Annotated in this window: 13 protein-coding genes; 7 read left to right on the top strand and 6 right to left on the bottom strand. The window is 68.8% G+C overall.

Translation table 11 applies throughout. The features are described from left to right. Positions 1–311 precede the first annotated feature (311 nt). Together mobF and AB0I32_RS00700 are read left to right on the top strand one after the other, a co-directional pair. The gene (gene mobF, locus AB0I32_RS00705) at positions 312–5,648 is read left to right on the top strand and encodes a MobF family relaxase (protein ID WP_357501811.1); all 5,337 of its coding nucleotides are present in this window, start codon (positions 312–314) and stop codon (positions 5,646–5,648) included. A 79-nt stretch (positions 5,649–5,727) separates the two neighbouring features. Then, complete coding sequence (locus AB0I32_RS00700; protein ID WP_357501809.1) at positions 5,728–6,438, top strand: SOS response-associated peptidase; 711 nt, start codon at positions 5,728–5,730, stop codon at positions 6,436–6,438. Between the two features lie 532 nt (positions 6,439–6,970). Here the strand turns inward: AB0I32_RS00700 and AB0I32_RS00695 are convergent. The 3 genes from AB0I32_RS00695 to AB0I32_RS00685 are packed head-to-tail and all read right to left on the bottom strand — an operon-like array spanning position 6,971 to position 9,003. After that, on the bottom strand, positions 6,971–7,504 hold the full coding sequence (locus AB0I32_RS00695) for a hypothetical protein (RefSeq protein WP_357501806.1): 534 nt from the start codon (positions 7,502–7,504) through the stop codon (positions 6,971–6,973). Between the two features lie 9 nt (positions 7,505–7,513). Continuing rightward, a complete protein-coding gene (locus AB0I32_RS00690; RefSeq protein WP_357501804.1) occupies positions 7,514–8,719 on the bottom strand; it encodes an HAD family hydrolase in 1,206 nt (401 codons plus the stop codon). Next, complete coding sequence (locus AB0I32_RS00685; RefSeq protein WP_357501802.1) at positions 8,716–9,003, bottom strand: hypothetical protein; 288 nt, start codon at positions 9,001–9,003, stop codon at positions 8,716–8,718. The genes AB0I32_RS00690 and AB0I32_RS00685 overlap by 4 nt, the downstream gene beginning before the upstream one ends. Positions 9,004–9,189: 186 nt before the next feature. Between AB0I32_RS00685 and AB0I32_RS00680 the strand changes: the two genes are divergently transcribed. Continuing rightward, on the top strand, positions 9,190–10,452 hold the full coding sequence (locus AB0I32_RS00680) for a helix-turn-helix transcriptional regulator (protein WP_357501800.1): 1,263 nt from the start codon (positions 9,190–9,192) through the stop codon (positions 10,450–10,452). Beyond that, entirely contained in the window at positions 10,449–11,003 is a 555-nt protein-coding gene (locus AB0I32_RS00675; protein WP_357501798.1) for a hypothetical protein, read from the top strand. Before AB0I32_RS00680 ends, AB0I32_RS00675 begins: the two co-directional genes overlap by 4 nt. A 319-nt stretch (positions 11,004–11,322) precedes the next feature. Here AB0I32_RS00675 and AB0I32_RS00670 read toward each other — a convergent pair whose 3' ends face one another. The 3 genes from AB0I32_RS00670 to umuD are packed head-to-tail and all read right to left on the bottom strand — an operon-like array spanning position 11,323 to position 13,047. Next, a complete protein-coding gene (locus AB0I32_RS00670) occupies positions 11,323–12,102 on the bottom strand; it encodes a DUF4113 domain-containing protein (protein ID WP_357501796.1) in 780 nt (259 codons plus the stop codon). A gap of 10 nt (positions 12,103–12,112) precedes the next feature. After that, complete coding sequence (locus tag AB0I32_RS00665; RefSeq protein ID WP_357501794.1) at positions 12,113–12,598, bottom strand: hypothetical protein; 486 nt, start codon at positions 12,596–12,598, stop codon at positions 12,113–12,115. Then, positions 12,595–13,047, bottom strand: coding sequence for a translesion error-prone DNA polymerase V autoproteolytic subunit (gene umuD / locus AB0I32_RS00660; protein WP_357501792.1), 453 nt, complete (start codon positions 13,045–13,047; stop codon positions 12,595–12,597). Before umuD ends, AB0I32_RS00665 begins: the two co-directional genes overlap by 4 nt. Before the next feature lie 127 nt (positions 13,048–13,174). On the opposite strand from umuD, the gene AB0I32_RS00655 reads away from it, so the two are divergent. The 3 genes from AB0I32_RS00655 to AB0I32_RS00645 all read left to right on the top strand — a co-directional run bounded on the left by AB0I32_RS00655 (position 13,175) and on the right by AB0I32_RS00645 (position 17,616). Next, complete coding sequence (locus tag AB0I32_RS00655; RefSeq protein ID WP_357501790.1) at positions 13,175–13,786, top strand: ATP-dependent DNA ligase; 612 nt, start codon at positions 13,175–13,177, stop codon at positions 13,784–13,786. 97 nt (positions 13,787–13,883) lie between these two features. Then, positions 13,884–15,104 carry a tyrosine-type recombinase/integrase gene (locus AB0I32_RS00650; protein ID WP_357501788.1) on the top strand — a complete coding sequence of 407 codons (1,221 nt, stop codon included), beginning with the start codon at positions 13,884–13,886 and terminating at the stop codon, positions 15,102–15,104. Beyond that, positions 15,013–17,616 (top strand): site-specific integrase, encoded by a 2,604-nt coding sequence (locus AB0I32_RS00645; protein WP_357501786.1) that lies wholly within the window; start codon positions 15,013–15,015, stop codon positions 17,614–17,616. Before AB0I32_RS00650 ends, AB0I32_RS00645 begins: the two co-directional genes overlap by 92 nt. Positions 17,617–17,665 lie beyond the last annotated feature (49 nt).

Here is a 17,665-nt window from a genome sequence, read left to right as displayed (position 1 = left end):
CCACCGGGGAGGTCCGGCCCTCCCCGGTGGGGTCCCCGCGCGAGGACCCCACCGCCTGTGTCCCGGTAGCGGCGACACAGGCGAAGAACAGCAACAGCGACGCGCAGGCACGCGTCGACGCACACGCGCGACACGACACGACGCGACAGGCGCGGTGACGCGGCTGCGTGGCTGGGCAGGCGAGTAGCGGACAGCGGGTCCCGCGGACCGCCCGACGAAGGCCACACACCTAATGCACAAGCCGTGAGCGGAGGTCGCCGAGGCGACCCGGAACAGCCCAGCAGACCTCAGGGGAGGGGGTGGGGGACTTGATGACGGTCCACGTGCTCAGCGCCGGCAGCGGATACACCTACCTCACTCAGCAGGTCGCTTCGGGGGACGTGCCGCGGGGGCGGGGTATGTCGTTGACGGACTACTACATGCAGCACGGCAACCCGCCCGGCCAATGGGTCGGCACCGGTCTGGAGCAGCTCGGGGTGTCCGGGCAGGTGCTGGAGAAGCAGATGAAGTCCCTGTTCGGGCAGGGCCGCCACCCGGACGCGGAGCGCCTGGAGGTCGAGGCACGGGCCCGGGGCATGTCGAAGCAGGACGCGGTCCGTGTGGGCGCGCTGGGTCGGGCGTTCCCGGAGTTCAAGGCCCCGCCCGACGGCGGGTACACCGCCGCACTGGAAGCTGCGTTCGCCGCGTTTGCTGCCGAGAACGATCGTCCGCCCGAGGCGGGGATCGAGCGGGACCTTATCCGCTGGAACGTCGCCCGTGCGCTGGCGCAGCAAGAGCGCAACGACAAGGGCGCCCCGGGCAATGTGTCGGACGCTGATCTGACGCGGTGGATGGCCAAGCGCGGTCAGCAGCCCCGCAAGGCCGTGGCGGGGTATGACCTGGTGTTCACGCCGGCCAAGTCGATTAGCGTCCTGTGGGGCCTGGGCGACCCGGCCACGCGGGAGGCGGTCACGAAGGCGCATACCCAGGCCTGGCTGGACACGCTGGCGTGGATCGAGACCGAGGGTGCGCTGACTCGTGGGGGTGCCGGCGGTGTGCGGCAGATCGACACCCATGGCCTGACCGCTGTTGCGTTCGACCACCTGGACTCCCGTGCCGGGGACCCGAACCTGCATACCCATGTCGCGGTCTCCACCAAGGTGCTGGGCGTGGACGGGATCTGGCGTGCCCTGGACGGTCGGGTGCTGCTGGCGCTGAAGGTCGCGGCGTCAGAGCGGTACAACACCCGCATCGAACAGCTCCTGGTCGAGCGTGTCGGGGTCGCTTTCCACACCGAGACCCGCGGCCGAGGCAAGCAAGGCGTCCGCGAGATCGTCGGCATCCCCAAGCAACTGCGGGACGCGTTCTCCCGGCGCCGCGCCGCGATCCAGGAGTCCTACGAGACCCTCCGGGCCGAGTACCGGGCGAAGTACGGGCACGAGCCCGCGACGAAGACCGCCTACCAATTGGCGCAGCAAGCCAACTTGGACACCCGGCAGGGCAAGGGTGCCTCGGTCGGGTTGCGACACCGGCTGCCGCAGTGGGCCCGGATAGCAGCCGAGATCCTGGGCGGCACGGACGCGGTGGCGAGCATGCTCGCCCGTGCGCTCAACCCCCGCCCGGAGACGGGGCAGGTCGTTGTCGATGAGCTCAAGGATCTGTGGCCCGCCGTCGCCCGGGACCTCGCCGGTCGGGGGATTGCCCGGTGGGCGATCCAGGACGTTACTGACGCGGTCGAGCGCGTTGCTGCGGCGTGGCCGCGCGCGCAGGCCTTCCGACAACTCCGGTGGCGCACACCAACCGGCCGCCAGATCGCCCTCGCAGACATGGCCACACAGGTGCTCGCCCAGGGCGACCTCGTCGACGCCTGCCTCACGAACGTGGCGGGCAGGCGGGCGACGTGGAGTACCTACCACCTGCAGGCCGAGGCCACCCGCCTGGCCCGAGAGCACGCCCCCAAGGGCACCGACCTGCTCGCCCTGGCCGCAACAATCGCCGGGCACGCCGAAGCCGGCAGCCTTGTGATCACGCCCCCGGACCTGAACGAGCCGCCAGACGTCATGCGCCGCAAGGACGGCGAGAGCGTCTACTTCGTGCACGGCTCCACCCGGTACACCTCCCTGGCGGTCCTGGAAGCCGAAGACCAGCTCCTGACCGCCGCCCGCACACCCGGCGGCCTGATCATCGACCCAGCCGCGGTCGAGGGAGCGATCGAGCAGGTCCGGGTGGACAAGGGTCAGGTCCTGAACCGCGGGCAGCGGGACCTGGTGGTGCACTTCGCGACGAGCACGGTTCTGGCGGCAGGGATCGGTCCTGCCGGGACCGGGAAGACCACCGCGATGCGCGCCTTCGCGACGGCCGTCCGGGAGTCGGGTGGCAAGCTCATCGCCCTTGCCCCGTCGGCCGCCGCCGCGGAAGTCCTCGGCGCGGACCTCGGCGAGGGGATCACAGCGGAGACCTTGGACATGTTCCTCCTGGCCAGCCAAGGCGCAGGCGGGGAACGCCTGCGCGAACGCCTCACGGTCGAGCCAGGAACGGTGGTCCTGGTGGACGAGGCGAGTCTGGCCGGCACTCTCGCCCTCGCCGACGTCCTGGCCATCACCCAGGCCGCCGGCGGCAGCGTCCGACTGCTCGGCGACCCCGCACAGCTCGGCGCCGTCGCCGCTGGTGGTGCGTTGCGATTGATTGCGGAGCAGGCGGGTGCGGTCGAGTTGACGCAGATCCACCGCTTCCACACCCCCGGCGAAGCCGCCGCCTCCCTCAAGGTCCGGGACGGCGACCACCGTGGCCTGGACTTCTACCTCACCCAGCACCGCACCCAGGGCGGGTCGGCGGCGCAGATGGCTGAGGAGATGTTCGCGAACTGGCAGACCGACTCCGACCACGGACGCAAGACCATCATGATCGCCGCGACCAACACCCTCGTCACCGAGCTCTCCGCCCGCGCTCGACTGCACCGTGTCACCCGCGGCGAGGTCGAGGAAGACGGCGTGGTCCTGCACGACGAGAACCGGGCCGGGATCGGCGACGTGATCGTGACCCGGCTGAACAACCGCCACCTGCGCGCCCAGCACGACGACGGGCACATCGACTGGGCCCGGGAGTGGGTCCGCAACGGCGACCTGTGGCGCGTCGTCGCCTGCGGTGAGGACGGTGCCCTGCAGGCCCGGCACATGGAGTCTGGGGCGACGGTGGTGCTGCCGGCGGACTATGTGGCCGCCCACGTCGAGCTTGGGTACGCGGCGACGATCCACCGGGTGCAGGGCATGACCGTGGACACCTCGCACGCGATGGTCGGGGTTGGGATGACCCGCAACGAGCTCTACACCGCCATCACCCGCGGCCGGGACTCGAACCGGGTTTACGTCGAGACCGACGACGTCCTGGACCTTGACCCGCACCGCCAGCCAGACCTTGAACGGGCGGTGTTGAACTCTCTCAAGGGTGTCCTGGACCGGGATGGCGAGGAGAAGTCCGCGTCGAGGGTGATCGAGGAGGAGTGGGACTACGCGCACTCGCTGGCGCGCCTGGTCCCGGAGTACGAGGACGCGTACATGACGTTCCTCGAGCCGGACCGTAGCGGGCGCCTGGCCGAGGCCGCGCGGTCCGTGCTGCCTGCGCGGGACGCGGACCGTGTCCTGACCGACGAGGTATGGCCGGTGTTGGCCAAGCGGCTGTCCATGCACGAAGCCGCGGGTGCCGACCCCGCGACCGTGGTCCGCCGCGCGGCCGGGACAGGGTTCGGGGACGCCCGGTCGATCGCGAAGGTCCTGCACCACCGCATCGGCCTACCCCGCCCCCACGACCACGACGAGCGGGGACTGCCGGCCTGGATCACGACCGCGCCCGACACCACAGACAAGATTCTCTGGGCCTCTGACGCGCCGACGGTCGGCGCGGACGGCCCTGATGACCCGGTAGCGACCACGTCGTCACATGACGCATCGTCCCGCGAGGCTGGGACCGACAGCGGCGCCACGCATGCACAGAGCGTCCCGGCTGGCACGGATCGTGAAGCGACCGGGGTCGGTGACGCCCAGGAGCCCATGGCAGTTGACGTGCGGGAGCGGGAGCTGGTGGTCGAGATCACCGGCCACGCCTGGACCTGGTGGACCCGGCAGAAGACCACCCAGCACTGGGCCACCCGGTACATGACCCGCCGCGGTCTGACCGACGCGGAGTGGGGTGTTGCCCCCGGCACGTGGACCAGCATGACCGATCATCTGCAGTCCCTGGGGTACACGGCCGACCAGCTCGTCACAGCTGGAGTGGCGACCCGGACCCGGGGCGGGCGGGTCATCGACAAGTTCCGCAACCGGATTGTGTTCCCCTACCGCGACCAGGCCGGGACCGTCGTCGGCGTCACCGGCCGCATCAACCCCACCGAGGCGGACGCGTGCGATGGGCGTGCCCCGAAGTACCTGAACACCCCCGAGACGGCGGCGTACCGCAAGGGCGAGCTCGTCTACGGCCTCGACCCCGACGCAGTCACCCGGCTGGCGGCCGGGGCACGGCCGGTCCTCGTCGAGGGTCCGACCGACCACGCCGCCCTGCACCTGGCCGCAGCCCGGCTCGCGGAGCAGACCGGGGTCCAGATCGTGCCGGTCGCCGCGGGCGGTACCGGCATCACTGAGCAGCACCTGCAAGCGCTGCGAGATGCGACAGGTAGGGATCTGGCTGACCTGATCGTCGCCCTGGACCCCGACCCCGCGGGGCGTACCGCAGCGGCCCGGGTCTGGGCCATGCTCACCCCCGAGGAAGCCGCCCACGCCCAAGCACTGGACCTGCCAACTGATCCCGCCCAGACCGCGACCGACGATCCCGAGGCCCTAGCGAGCACGCTGGCAGAGACCGTTCCGTTGATGTGGTTCGCGATGGAACCCAACCTCCAGACCATCCGGGGTCTGGACCACTTCGAGCGGCAAATCCCGATGCTGCGTGCGCTGGTCGACCATCTCTACGGGCGAGTCGAGCTGGACCAGTGGTGGCCCCTGATCGAGCACGTCGCCCAGACCGTCGGCCACACACCAGGCGCCGAGACACACGAGCAGCTCGATGTCGGCTCGGTCCGCAAGGTCATGACCGACCACCTCGCCGACCGCATCACGAGCGAAGTTCAGACCGGTGCAGGCATCGGCGTCGACGGCGCAGCCCTGGCCAGCGACACCGCACAGGCAGGAAGCGAGCGACCGGTCATCGATCCGCTCGTACGGGCGTGGCTTGCCCGGCATGCCGACCTCATCGAGACACGCTTGGACGCCCTGGTCGAGGACGCGGTCACGAACCCGCAGCTCTGGATGGAGACCATCGCCCCGCCGCCTCTGGGCGTCCGGGCACGCGGGGCATGGCAGGCGGCGATGCGCCAGGTCGTGGCCTACCGCGACCGCTACCAGGTCATGGTGCCGGTCACACCGCTCGGACCACGAGTGCCCGAAGGGGAACGTGGTGAGGCATACGCTGCCGCCGCACGAGCCCTGGAAACCATCACGACCAACCAAGAGCTGGCCCGGCAGCTGGGCTGCTCGGGACCGCAGCCGCTGGAGCGTGTCCCGATTGTCCTGGCCGACGCGCGAGCCCGTGCCTCGCAGACGCGCCGCGACGCAGACGAACGAGTGCGATGCGATGCCGCTGATCGGGCATCGGAGCAGGCCAGCGGCTGGGGATGGTAGGAGTTACCACAGCCCGGCAGTCGAACTGCGCGTTCCGCGTAGCGCGCGAGCGTACACGCGCACGGTCACACTGGTGGGCATGTGCGGCAGATTCGCCAACGCGCGTCGTGACCAGGAGATCGCCGACCGGTTCCACATCGCCGAGCTCATCGGCGAGGAGCCCGAACCGTCCTGGAACGTCGCCCCAACCAACGACGTCCGCGCGGTGCTGGAGCGCGACGAGGGTGGTCACACGATGCGGCAGCTGCGCAGTCTGCACTGGGGGCTGGTGCCGTCGTGGGCCAAGGACACGAAGATCGGCGCCCGGATGATCAATGCCCGCGTCGAGACGATCACCGACAAGCCGGCCTTCCGCAAGGCTGCCTCGCGCCGGCGGCTGATCGTCCCGATGGACGGGTACTACGAGTGGCAGGCGCCCGAGAGCGGCAAGGGTCGTAAGCAGCCGTTCTACCTGACCGACCCCGACGGCGCGCCCCTGGCCGCGGCCGGCCTGTACGAGCTGTGGCGCGACCACTCCAAGGGCGAGACCGATCCCAATCGGTGGCTGTGGTCCCTGACCGTCATCACGACGAACGCGACCGACACGCTCGGCCAAATCCACGACCGCTCGCCCTTGCTGCTGCCCGACGAGTTCTGGGACAGGTGGCTCGACCCGGACCTGACCGACCGCGACCAGGTCGACGCCCTGATCGCGTCGATCCCCGAATCACACCTGACGCCCGTCAAAGTCGGCACGGCCGTCGGTAACGTGCGCAACAACGGCCCAGACCTGATCGAGCCCATCGACTGACGCCGCGCACCATGCCTCCATAAGGAGTGTGTTACGCAGGCGGTATGCCATGTACCTCTGGCCAGGTCGAAGTTATCTCTTCAAACTCGAGACCGAAGCGGCCAGACCTCACGGGCTCGACCACTTTGGACGCGTCCAGGCCAACACGCCCGAGGGTGCGCCACAGGTCACCGAGGACGCCGCAATGGGTCAGCTCGCAGCAATCATCGCCGCGATGCCGCGGCCCTGGGAGGACGTCATGCTCGACGTAAGGCGATCACGGCTCCAGTGCTGTGCGCCGGTGCGTGCACGACGTGATGATCGACGCCTACGGCTCCTGCACTGCAATGCAGGAGCTGCTCACCCTGGCACTCCCGTGACGCCACGAGGCCCCCGCTCCACAAGTGGAGCGGGGGCCTCGTTTCGTTTGTCAGGCGCTGGAGCCCGAGCCTGGGCAGGTACCGGATCCAGGCTTGCCCTTCTGGTGGGTCGCGAGCTTCCCTCCGACTACGCCGACAACCTGGCCGCAGCTACCGCACTTCTTCGTTGCCACTTACACCGCCTCCTTGATCCGCCACTCCGTGCTTTCCGTGCGCCGCTCGCCGGGTGCGAGGGTGTACCTGAGGAAGCTCGTGGTGGAGCTTCCGTCGTGCCACTTGAGCGTGTACCCGAACGGGTGGGTAAAGCCCAGAAGCGGCTTGGGCGGACGCGTCGAGAACCGCTCGACCGACGCCAGCTCACGAGACTGGGCGTTGATGACCAGGGCCGTGAGCCACGCTTCCAGATCGGCCACGCGCAACTTGCCGTCGGCCACCGAAAGCTCAATGGGTGCGACCGGTGCGGGCGGGTCGCCTTCGACGATCTCTTCCGGCCGGTCGAAGCTGTCGCCCTTGGGGCCGCCGCCGATGACGGTCTGCCAGTACACGGTCCCGCCGTCGGGTGCTTCGAAGACGAGGCCGGTGCACTGCTCGCCCATGCCACTGTCCTTGTTGATGCCGCTATCGGCCCACTCGATGCGCTTCACACCAGTCGGGAGGTTGGCGTCAACGAGGGCAGTGATCCAGGTCTGGAAACGTGGGAGGCGCATGGTCCGAGGCTATCCGAGAAGGGGGCGCAGCACGGCGGCTGCACCCTCGTCGGAGGTCCCTGTGACGTAGTCCGCGCTTCGGGACGATGACCACCGCAAGTCGCTGAGGGGCAACTCGAACCCGTGCGGTCCATCACCAGTGACACTGCGCCACTTCGCGCGGCGGCGGCCTTCGTCCCCGCGCGGGTACGGCAAGCCCGCCTCCAGTGCGGCAGCCTCGATGGCGCGCATTGTGGTGCCGACGCCGGATGCGATCGGCGCGTGCTTGATCCAATGGCCGTTCTGGAGGGTCCATGCTTCGCACCGGGACAGATCCGGTCCGGTGCCGTGCCACACGCGCAGGACCACTGGGCCCGGTGCGCTGGCCTCGGCGGTGGCGATCTGCGCAGCCAACGGGGAGAGCGAACCGTCGACATCCGGGATCAGGGAACGCAGTACCGACAAGGCCCCGGCCTGGTCGATGGTGCCGGTGGTCTCGTCAGCAGCACTGCGCACGATCGCGGGCGCGTGCCCCATCGCCACCGAACGTCCAGCCCACGCGAGCATCGTCAGATCGTTGATGCCATCTCCCACCGCCACGGTGCGCTCGACCGGGATGTTCAGGCGTCGGCGCACATCGTCGAGCGCGACCGCCTTGTTCACGTCTCGCGCCGCGATGTCCAACCAGTCGGATCCCATCGGCGTCACGGTGACGCCGGTGGCGTGCAGCGCATCGGCGGACCCGCCGATACCCGGTCCGACGAGCACGACCCGGGTAGCGGGATGAGAGACCAGATCGCTCAGGGTGACGACCTTCTGTTGCCCGTTGAGTTCTCCCGGCTCGAACGGTTGGTTGGTTCGCCAGCCCCAGCCGACCTCTTCCACCGCGACCCGTGCTCCCGGAGTCATCTCCATGGCGCGGTGGATCACCGGTTCCGGATCGAAGATGCGAGCGGCAACGATCTCGTACCCCGAGGGTGCGGACGGGTCGAGGCGCACGGTGAGGGCGCCGTTGGAGCACACGCCCCAACCGTCCGTTAGCCCCAGTCGGATCGCTATCGGCACCAGCCCAATCAGTGAGCGTCCGGTAGCGAGCACGACCTTGTGCCCGCCAGCCCGTGCTAGGTCGAGCGCCGGGACGGTGCCAGAGGGGATCGTGTTGCCGTCGTCCACCAGGGTCCCGTCGATGTCGAGCGCGACGAGCGTGCGGGTGCACGTGGTGGTCGTGGCACTCATCGGACCGCCACCTGGCGAAGGACCGATCGGACCTGGACCTCCAAGCTGTCGACCACACCGGTCCAGAGGGTGTGCCCGGGTACGAACATCCGATGATCGAGCGGAAGATCGCACCCCAGGAGGCGTGCGATCTGCTCGCCCTTGTTCAGGTCTACGGGCTGTACGCAGATGCGGCCTCGGGTCAACGTGACGATCTCGATGTGTTCCGGTCCCACGGCGCGGATCGCCTCGGCGGCGACGTCCATGGCGAACGTGAGCTGGTCGGCTAAGCGGGTCGTGGTCATGGTCTGGCCCTTGTGTGTAGGGGGTGGTGGAGCGGTCACTCGGCAGCCGGGGAGGGCTGGGATCCAGTGAAATACGCGTAATCGTGAAGGCGTGAGGAAAAAGCGCCGGGGTATTCATCTGCGGCAACCGGAAATTTCCGGGGTGATCGCTTCTTCTCGATGCCGCCGTGTGGCTACCGTGAACGAGTGGGAGGCAACCAGATCCTCAAGACGCGCATGGCGGAATCGGGCTACACCCAGGCAGAACTGGCTGAAGCCGTGAACGCTGACCTGCGTGCGGCCGGATACGAAGGAACCGTCAGCGACAGGACGGTCCGCAACTGGCTGACCGGAAAAACTCGATGGCCCCACCATCGCCAGCGTGCCGCACTGGAGGCGCTGTTCAACTGCCCCGTGACGGAGCTGGGCTTCACGACCCAAGGAGACCGCACCCCGACGGCGCCACCACAGGGTGGGGTGCACCGCCCGGTCAGCCATACCGTCAGGACGATCCGCCCAACCGTCGCCGTCCCGTCCTTTGGACCTCGACAGCGCGTCGGCCTCGGCGACGTGGAGCGGCTCTTGGCCAAGTTCGCGCTCGTGATCGCTGACGACCATCGGTACGGCGGAAAGCTCACCATCGAGGTTCAGGCCGCCGCACTGGCAGGCGAAGCCCTCGCACTCCAGGCACGCGGCACGGCGAGCCAGCGCGTGCGAGCCGCCCTGTACGGCTGTGCCGCGTCCTTCACCTCCAGCGCGATGTGGGCTGCGATCGACGGCCGCCGCTTCGATACCGCGCAACGCCACTTCGACCGTGCGGCCAGCCTCGCGGCCCTCTCCGGAGACTCGACCATCCAGTTCCGCATCTGGTCCCACGCCGGCAGCCTGTACCGACACATGGCCAGGCCCGTCGACGCGCTGGCCGCCAACGACGTCGCGCGCCGCCTACCCATCGCGCGCCGTGACCCGCTGTTTGCTTCTCTCGGTCATGCGCGGCACGCGGCCATCCACGGCTTGACCGGTGACGCCGGAGCAGTCCGCCAGGCCGTGGGACACGCCCAGAACGCCCTGCTGCAAGCCGACCCGGACGAACAGCGGCCGGTATGGATCACCGCGTTCTACGACCAGGCAGAACTGGAAAACCTTGCCGTGGCCGCGCACCTGGCCCTGGGCGACTACGAGGGCGCCGAAGCCCGCGCGCACCGAAGCCTGGCGCTGCTTCGCCCGGAGATGCGACGCACCCGCGCCATCACAACCGCTCGCCTCGCCCGCGCCCAGCTCGGCCAAGGTGACTTGGAGCCGGCCGTAGCTACTGCCATGTCCATCTCGGCCGATCCCACCGGTCAGCACCCCCGCGTGACCGGCATGCTGCACGACTTCGGCAACGCCCTCAGCCTCACCGCAAGGTCCAGTCCGCACGCCCGCACCTGGGACCAGTACATCCACGACGGCCGAAGGAACCCACAGTGACCAGTGACGGTATCGAGCTGCGCCACGCCACCGACCTCGACAGCGTTTGGAGCACCCTGATCGAGATCTACGCCGAAGTGCGCGCCGACCAGCTCCACCAGCCCCACTACTCGGTGGAACGGTACGGGGAACGGCTTGCCCGGCACGGCGCCGAACCCGGTTGGGAGACCGTCATCGGATTCGACGGAGGCGAACCAGTGGGATATGCCTACGTCAACACCCTTCAACCCGACGATCGCTGGTGGCGACGGATGACCACGCCCCTGCCCGATGGCTGCACCGAGCGGTCGACCGTGGCGCTCAAAGAGATCATGCTCAAGGTGCCGTGGCGTGGTACCGGTACTGCACGGCGCATCCACGACGACCTCCTCGCCAGCCGCCCCGAGGAGCAGGTCTCCCTTCTGGTCAACCCACTGGCTGGGAACGGCAAGGTGAAAGCGCTATACGAACGGTGGGGGTACTACGAGATCAGCACACAACAGCCCGCATCCGACGGGCCCGTCCTGACCGCCATGCTCCGCACCACCCGCGAACCGGCGTCCGTCGACTGAGAGCTGCTGGTCGCCCGGTCAGCGGTTTAGTACGGCGATGTGCTCGTCCTGGCTCGTGGCACGCTTCGACAGGTGGCGCCTCGAGCTGTCCGACGACGGCCTGGTGTGTCGTCATGGACTGGCCGACTTTCGAGGCGGTTAGCTGACGGGAGTCGATAGTGGGTCCGGAGTTGTGCACCACGACTAGACGCTGTCGGGCTAGGGTCCGGTCGCTTCAGCTGGCAGAAGCAGTCTGGACAGCCCCTGGCGCGGCGGCCCGATTATCAAAGTGAACATCGCGGTACGGTTACTGTGAATCTGACGCCCTACTGGGTTGAGGTCACGCGCGCACCGCGGCGAGTTCTGCCCAGTGCGTGGTAGCGCGCGGCGTGAGCATGGCGCGTTTCATTTGCCAGGACGGGCCCGGGCGGAAGCCACCGTAGCCGAGGCCGAGTGAGTTCTTGCCGGTCCTCTTCTGTACGCGGTCGATGACGGTGGCGATCCCGACGTCCTCGTGCCGGGAGCGGAAGATCTCGAAGGGAAGCTGGGCCCCGGCGGGGGTGAGGTCGGTGAGCAGTAGGCCGGCACGCGCGTACCGGGCGCCCTCGACGATCTGGGGCAGGAGGCGGTGGGCGGCCCGGGTCAGCTCGACGGGGTCGGCGGTCGGGAACGGGAGACGGACCGTGATCGTGGGGTGGTGCTTGTCCTGAGCCCAGTGGCTGGTGCCAGCGAACGCGGTCAGGGTCTTGGCGACCTGCGAGTGCTTGACCAGGCGGGTCGCGGCCTGCTGGGCGTAGATGCTCAGCGCCTGCCGCATGATCACGGTAGAAGTGACCTTCTCGGAGAACGAGCGAGACGCGATGATCTGCTGCTTTTTGCCAGTGTGGTCCTCCTCTGGCCCGATGCACGCGATCCCGCATAGCTCCAGCGCGGTGCGCATGACGACCACGTTGAACAGTGTGCGGATGTGAGCCGGGTCGACGGTGGCCAGGTCCCAGACTGTCAGTACGCCGTGCCCGCCGAGGCGTCGCTCCAGGCGTGAAGCGATGCCCCAGACCTCGGAGACCGGCAGCGCCCGCATCAGTCTCTCGCGCCAGCCGGTGTCGATGGCCGGCCACACGCACACCCCATCAAAGTCGCCGATCTTCTTCGCGGCCCGGTTGGCGAGCTTCGCCAGGGGTGCGGGTCTCAGCGATCCCGACGCAGACGGGCACGCCGAGCAGGCGGCGCACCGTTTTCTTGATGTCGTGCCCGAGCAGGGTCATTGCCTCCAGGTCGGCCGTGGTGCGCCGGTCGATGGTGAGGAAGGCTTCGTCGATCGAGTAGACGTCGAGGTCGTGGGTAAAACGCTCGAGGACCTCCATCACGCGGCGGGACATGTCCCCGTAGAGCTCGTAGTTGCTCGACACGGCCACGACACCGGACCGGGCGGCGGTGGAGCGTAGCTCGAACCAGGGCTTGCCCAGGTCGAGGCCGAGCGACTTGGCCTCGCGGGAGGCGGCGACGACCATGCCGTCGTTGTTGGACAGCACGACCAAGGGCACCGTCTCCAGGGCGGGGTTGAACACCCGCTCGAAGGAGGCGTAGGCAGAATTGACGTCGACGTGCGCGATCACCGCCGCCCCCGTAGGTGGTGGATGCAGTACGTCACCACGCCCCAGATCTGCAGGTCGGGCAGCTCGGGCACGGTGATGTCGGGGTGGTTCGCGTTCTCCGCCCGCAGGACGACGCCGTGCGGGCCGAGTTCGAGGCGTTTGACGGTGAGCTCGCCGTCCAGGACGGCGACGACGACGTCGCCGTGGCGGGGTGTCTTGGACCGGTCGACCAGGAGCTCGTCACCGTCGCTGATGCCGGCCTCGGTCATGGAGTCGCCGGCGGCGCGCACGATGAACGTGGCGGCGTGGTCGTGTACGAGCATCTCGGTTAGGTCGATCGCGCCGTCGTAGTAGTCCTGGGCGGGGGAGGGGAATCCCGCGGCGACGGAGACAGGCGCTACCCGCAGCGCGTTGGTGCTGGTGGGGCTGAGGGTGGCGGTGCTGGCGGGGCGTGGTGACAGGGCGTACATCACGCCTCCCAGACCGCAGGACGGTAGTACATGCGTTCGAGTGTATGTCGGGAATATCGCGTCCGGGCAACGATGCTGGTCAGCGCCCCGACGTGCAGGGTCGCGATGGGCGGGCGACGGTTGGGCCATGACGGCAACGTTGCCGCCCGAACTTACCGGCCCGGTCCAGGTAGCCCTCGCTCGCACCGTCGAGCAGATCCCGCACGCCGGCGCACTGCCCGGCGGGTGCCGCTTCGAACCCAAATGGGACGGTTTCCGCCTGATCGTCGCCCGCGACCGGGGCGGCTCGAAACTGTGGTCGCGGCGCGGCACCGACCTGTCGACGACGTTCCCCGAGATCACGGCAGCGTGCGTCGATCAGCTCGTTCCTGGGACGGTGCTGGACGGCGAGGTGGTGATCTGGACCTCCGGGCGCCTCGACTTCGGTGCTCTGCAGACACGTATGGGCCGCGGTCCTCGCAGCGCCGCCGCGCACGCCGCTGGCCATCCCGCCTCCTACGCCGCGTTCGACCTCCTCGCTAGCACCGGGCAGGATGCCCGCCACCTACCGTTCGACGAGCGCCGGCGCCTCCTGGAACAACTCGCCGCCGCCTGGCGCCCGCCACTGAATCTCTCACCGGTTACGGATGATCGTGACGTCGCAACCGAGTGGTTCGAGACCTACACGGCCGCCGGCATCGAAGGCCTCGTGATCAAGGGCGGAGCCCAGCCATACCCAGCAGGCCAGCGGGGTTGGTGAGTTATCTGCACCATCGGCGTGGTGTCGGCACCCACGGTGCCACACATTGATAAGCCGGTGGTGCAGTTCCTGACTAGCGACCTGCGAGGAGCTTGGCGTGAGCGGCACCATCCCAGAAGACCCAGTTCGGCGTGGCCTTCGGTCCGGTGAGATCGAGTTGGTGCGAGTCGGTCGGGTCAACGCCGGGTCGGGGCCCGAGGAGCCCTACCTGGTGCTCGATAAGGACGGCAACGTCGTCGAGGCTGTGAGCGAGTGGGTCCGGTACATGGCTGTCGGTGACTACAGTCCTCGCACGATCCGGTCGTATTGCCACGCGGTTCTGCGGTGGTTCCGGGTTCTGTGGCAGCTCGACGTCGGATGGGAACGGGCTACCGAGGCGGAGACGGCCACCCTGGTCGGCTGGCTACGGGTCGCCCCGAACCCTCAGAGGCGCCGGAAACCTGGAGCCGTCGCTGCAGTGAACCTCAAGACTGGCAAGCCGAACCTTGGTCTCGGGTACGGCTCGGCGACGATCAACCTCACGCTGGCGGCCGTTCGAGGGTTCTATGACTTCCACGCGCACTGGGCGCACGGCCCTGTCGTGAACCCGGTCCCGGAGTCGCCGGCGCGCCGTCGGGCTCTCGCTCACCGCAGCCCGCTCGAGCCGCGCCATGCCTACCGGCGGGGCACCTATCGGCAGCGTGCTCAGCGGGCGGCACCACGGTCGATCCCGGACGCGATGTGGGACCAGTTGTTCGCGCAGCTGCCCTCGGACCGGGACCGGGCTTTGGTCGCCTGCTATGTCAGCTCGGGCGCACGCGCCGAGGAACTCCTCGGCGCGACCGTCGAGGACGTCGACTGGGCTGGTCAGCGGATGTCGGTCGTTTCGAAGGGCTCACGCGAGCGACGGATGGTCCCGTTGTCGCCGGAGGCGCTGACCTGGCTCGGACGCTACCTGCAGACCTTCGAAGGGCCGGTCGCAGGGCCGTTGTGGAGAACGATGCGCGGTGAGTCGCGTCCGCTCACGTACGGCGCCGCTCGACGCGTGCTTCAGCGTGCGAACGACGCGCTCGGCACGAACTGGACGCTGCACGATCTGCGTCACACGGCAGCAGCCCGGATGGTCAGCAGCGGGGTGCTGACACTGCCTGAGGTGCAGGTCGTGCTGGGCCACGCCGACCTGCGGACCACGAGCATCTACACGGTGCCCCGCATCGAGGAGGTCATCGACAAGATGCAGGACCACTATGCCCGGCCCGCGCCACCGTCGCGGAGCTTCGCCCCGGGATACGCCGATGAGGACGTTGCGATCGTCTTCGGCGCCGGCGCCGATGAGTAGGGTATCGGTCTCCACGACCGGCGTCTGGACGCGACGGGATGCGCCACAGGACGGCAGTGACCGCGAGCCCTTCGTGCATGAAGGGCCCGCACGGCGGCGCTGGGGACAAGCCAACGTGGTCGAGCCAGAGGCCCCCGAGCCGGACCTACCGCAGCCACACGGCGACCTGAGCAAGGCGCCGGTCGAGGATCTGATCGCTGCGGCCTGCTCGGTTCTGCCGCGCTCGGCCGTTCAGCTCGACAAGCGGGGACGGTCAATTCGGCACCTAGCCGAGCACCTGAGTGCGTTCCCGGGCGTGTCCTGGCAGGAACGGTGGGAGGCGAGCGGGTGGGAGTCGTCGACGACGTCGCTCGCGTCGTTGAACCCATCGCCCACCGCCAGCTGGACGATGACCAGCGGATTCTCGTGGCTGGTCGCGCTCCGCGTGCTCGTGCCGTCGCTGCGTGTGCTGCGGCGGACCGCGGTCTCTGACTTCGCCACGATCTTCATGGCCGGCCAGCGGGACGACAGCCTGGCGTCCCTGGTCAGCCGCATCGAGGCGGCCCCGGTGAGCGTGGCGATGCAGAACCGAGCCCTGACCGAGCTCGCGTACATGCTCGCCTATCAGGCGATCCCTGCGCGTGACATCACGCCCCCAGGGATCATGCAGTTCGGTAAGGCCCTGCAAGAGGTGAGCACGGCCCAGGACAAGCACGGACGCAAGCTTGCGGGCTCCCTGGTCTGGCAGGTCCTGGCTGACGCGGGGCTGTTCCCTGAGGGCACCCCCGTGACGATGCGCCTTGCCGCCGTGGGCGGTCGCAAGACCGTGACCGAGCTCGTCGACACCTACAGCGTCAGGGACCCTGCGGTGCGCCAGCTCCTCATCGACTACGTCACCCACCGCGCGGGGCTTGGGATGGACTACGGCACTGTGTCCAATCTGGTGCGTTCCCTCGTGCGCAACTTCTGGTGCATCGTCGAGCGGGTCAACCCTGACCAGCGCGACCTCGACCTTGACGAGGCGACGTATGCCACGTGGCGCGCCGAGGTGGACACGGTGGACACCCCCGAAGGGCGCCGCCCTCGACGGAGCATCTGGGACCTGCTCATCGCGGTGCGTGCCCTCTACCTCGACATCCAGAGCTGGGCCGTCGAGGACCCAGCACGGTGGGGACCATGGGTTGCGCGGTGCCCGATCCCGCCCATCGCCAGCAAGGGTTACGGCGCAGGGCGCCGCCGCCTGGCCGAACGCATCGCCGACCGCACCCGCGCCCGGCAGCCGATGCTGGACCTGCTCGTTGACCAGGTCACCGCCGACCGCGAGCGTGCGCGTGCGCTGCTCGCGGCGGCCGAGGCCTCCACAGAAGCCGAGTTCGAGGCCGGCGGGATCCGGTACGTGCGCCTTGTCGAGACCGGGTCGTCGAACGCGGGGAGGTATCCGCAGAAGGGCCCGCGTTCGCGCCGAGGCGCAGCCATCGAACCGCCGCAGCAACAGGCCACGTTGCGCGTGCGGCGCGCTGGCGGCGGGCCGGTGATCGACGTCGAGGCGGCCGAAGCGCGAGCGTTCTGGACCTGGGCGGTTATCGAGGTGCTGCGACTGACCGGCATCCGGCACGAGGAACTGCTGGAGCTCTCACACCTGTCCGTGCGGCAGTACCGCCGCCCAAACGGTGAAATCGTCGCCCTACTGGTCATCACGCCCTCGAAGACAGACCGTGAGCGGGTGATCCCCATGTCGCCCGAGCTCCTGCACGTCATCGCCCAGATCATCGGCAGGCACACGGGCCAGCTCGGCGCCATCCCCCTCGTCCGGCGATGGGACCCCTACGAGCGTCAGCACAGCGACCCGCTTCCGTTCCTGTTCCAGCACAGCACCGGGCAGGTGCGGGGCGTGATGAGCCCGACCCTGATCGCCAAACTCATCCGGACCGCGTGCAAGGAGGTCGCGGTCGGCCGGCCGCAGTTCGACGGGGTGACGTTCACGCCGCACGACTTTCGGCGCCTGTTCGCGACCGAGCTGGTGAACAACGGGCTGCCGATCCACATCGGTGCCGCGCTCCTGGGTCATGCCAGCCTGCAGACGACACGGGGGTACGTTGCCGTGTTCGACGAGGACGTGGTCCGCCACTACCAGCTGCACCTTACTCGCCGCCGCCAGCTGCGCCCGAACGACGAGTACCGCAGGGCGACGGAGACCGAGTGGCAGGAGTTCGAGGAGCATTTCGACAAGCGCCAGGTGGAGCTGGGTGCCTGCGGGCGCCCCTACGGGACTCCATGCGCGCACGAGCACGCCTGCGTGCGGTGCCCGATGCTTCACGTCGAGCCCCAGATGCTCCCTCGGCTGGACGAGATCGAAGCAGACCTCAACGCTCGCCGAGATCGCGCCGAGAGCGAAGGTTGGCACGGCGAGATCGAGGGAATCGAGGTGACCCTGGACCAACTGCGCTTCAAGCGGGACCGGGCACGCCGGATCGGTCCGGCCGCGTCGGTCACGCTGCCGATGCCCGTGATGCGCGATCAGACCAGCATCTGACGAGCTATCGACAGCTCGTCGCGGTGCAACGGCGAGGCATGGCGATGGG

This window comes from Promicromonospora sp. NPDC050249 (assembly GCF_040656015.1).
Classification (GTDB): Bacteria; Actinomycetota; Actinomycetes; order Actinomycetales; family Cellulomonadaceae; genus Promicromonospora.
Note: the sequence above shows the minus strand (reverse complement) of the source record. Positions and strands in the feature narration are given on the sequence as shown.

What these genes read in the sequence shown, in the direction of transcription:
- umuD (WP_357501792.1), bottom strand. Translation starts at nt 13,047, where the DNA reads ATGTACGCCCTGTCACCACGCCCCGCCAGCACCGCCACCCTCAGCCCC.
- AB0I32_RS00700 (WP_357501809.1), top strand. Translation starts at nt 5,728, where the DNA reads ATGTGCGGCAGATTCGCCAACGCGCGTCGTGACCAGGAGATCGCCGAC.
- mobF (WP_357501811.1), top strand. Translation starts at nt 312, where the DNA reads ATGACGGTCCACGTGCTCAGCGCCGGCAGCGGATACACCTACCTCACT.
- AB0I32_RS00655 (WP_357501790.1), top strand. Translation starts at nt 13,175, where the DNA reads ATGACGGCAACGTTGCCGCCCGAACTTACCGGCCCGGTCCAGGTAGCC.
- AB0I32_RS00690 (WP_357501804.1), bottom strand. Translation starts at nt 8,719, where the DNA reads ATGAGTGCCACGACCACCACGTGCACCCGCACGCTCGTCGCGCTCGAC.
- AB0I32_RS00695 (WP_357501806.1), bottom strand. Translation starts at nt 7,504, where the DNA reads ATGCGCCTCCCACGTTTCCAGACCTGGATCACTGCCCTCGTTGACGCC.
- AB0I32_RS00685 (WP_357501802.1), bottom strand. Translation starts at nt 9,003, where the DNA reads ATGACCACGACCCGCTTAGCCGACCAGCTCACGTTCGCCATGGACGTC.
- AB0I32_RS00645 (WP_357501786.1), top strand. Translation starts at nt 15,013, where the DNA reads ATGCCCGGCCCGCGCCACCGTCGCGGAGCTTCGCCCCGGGATACGCCG.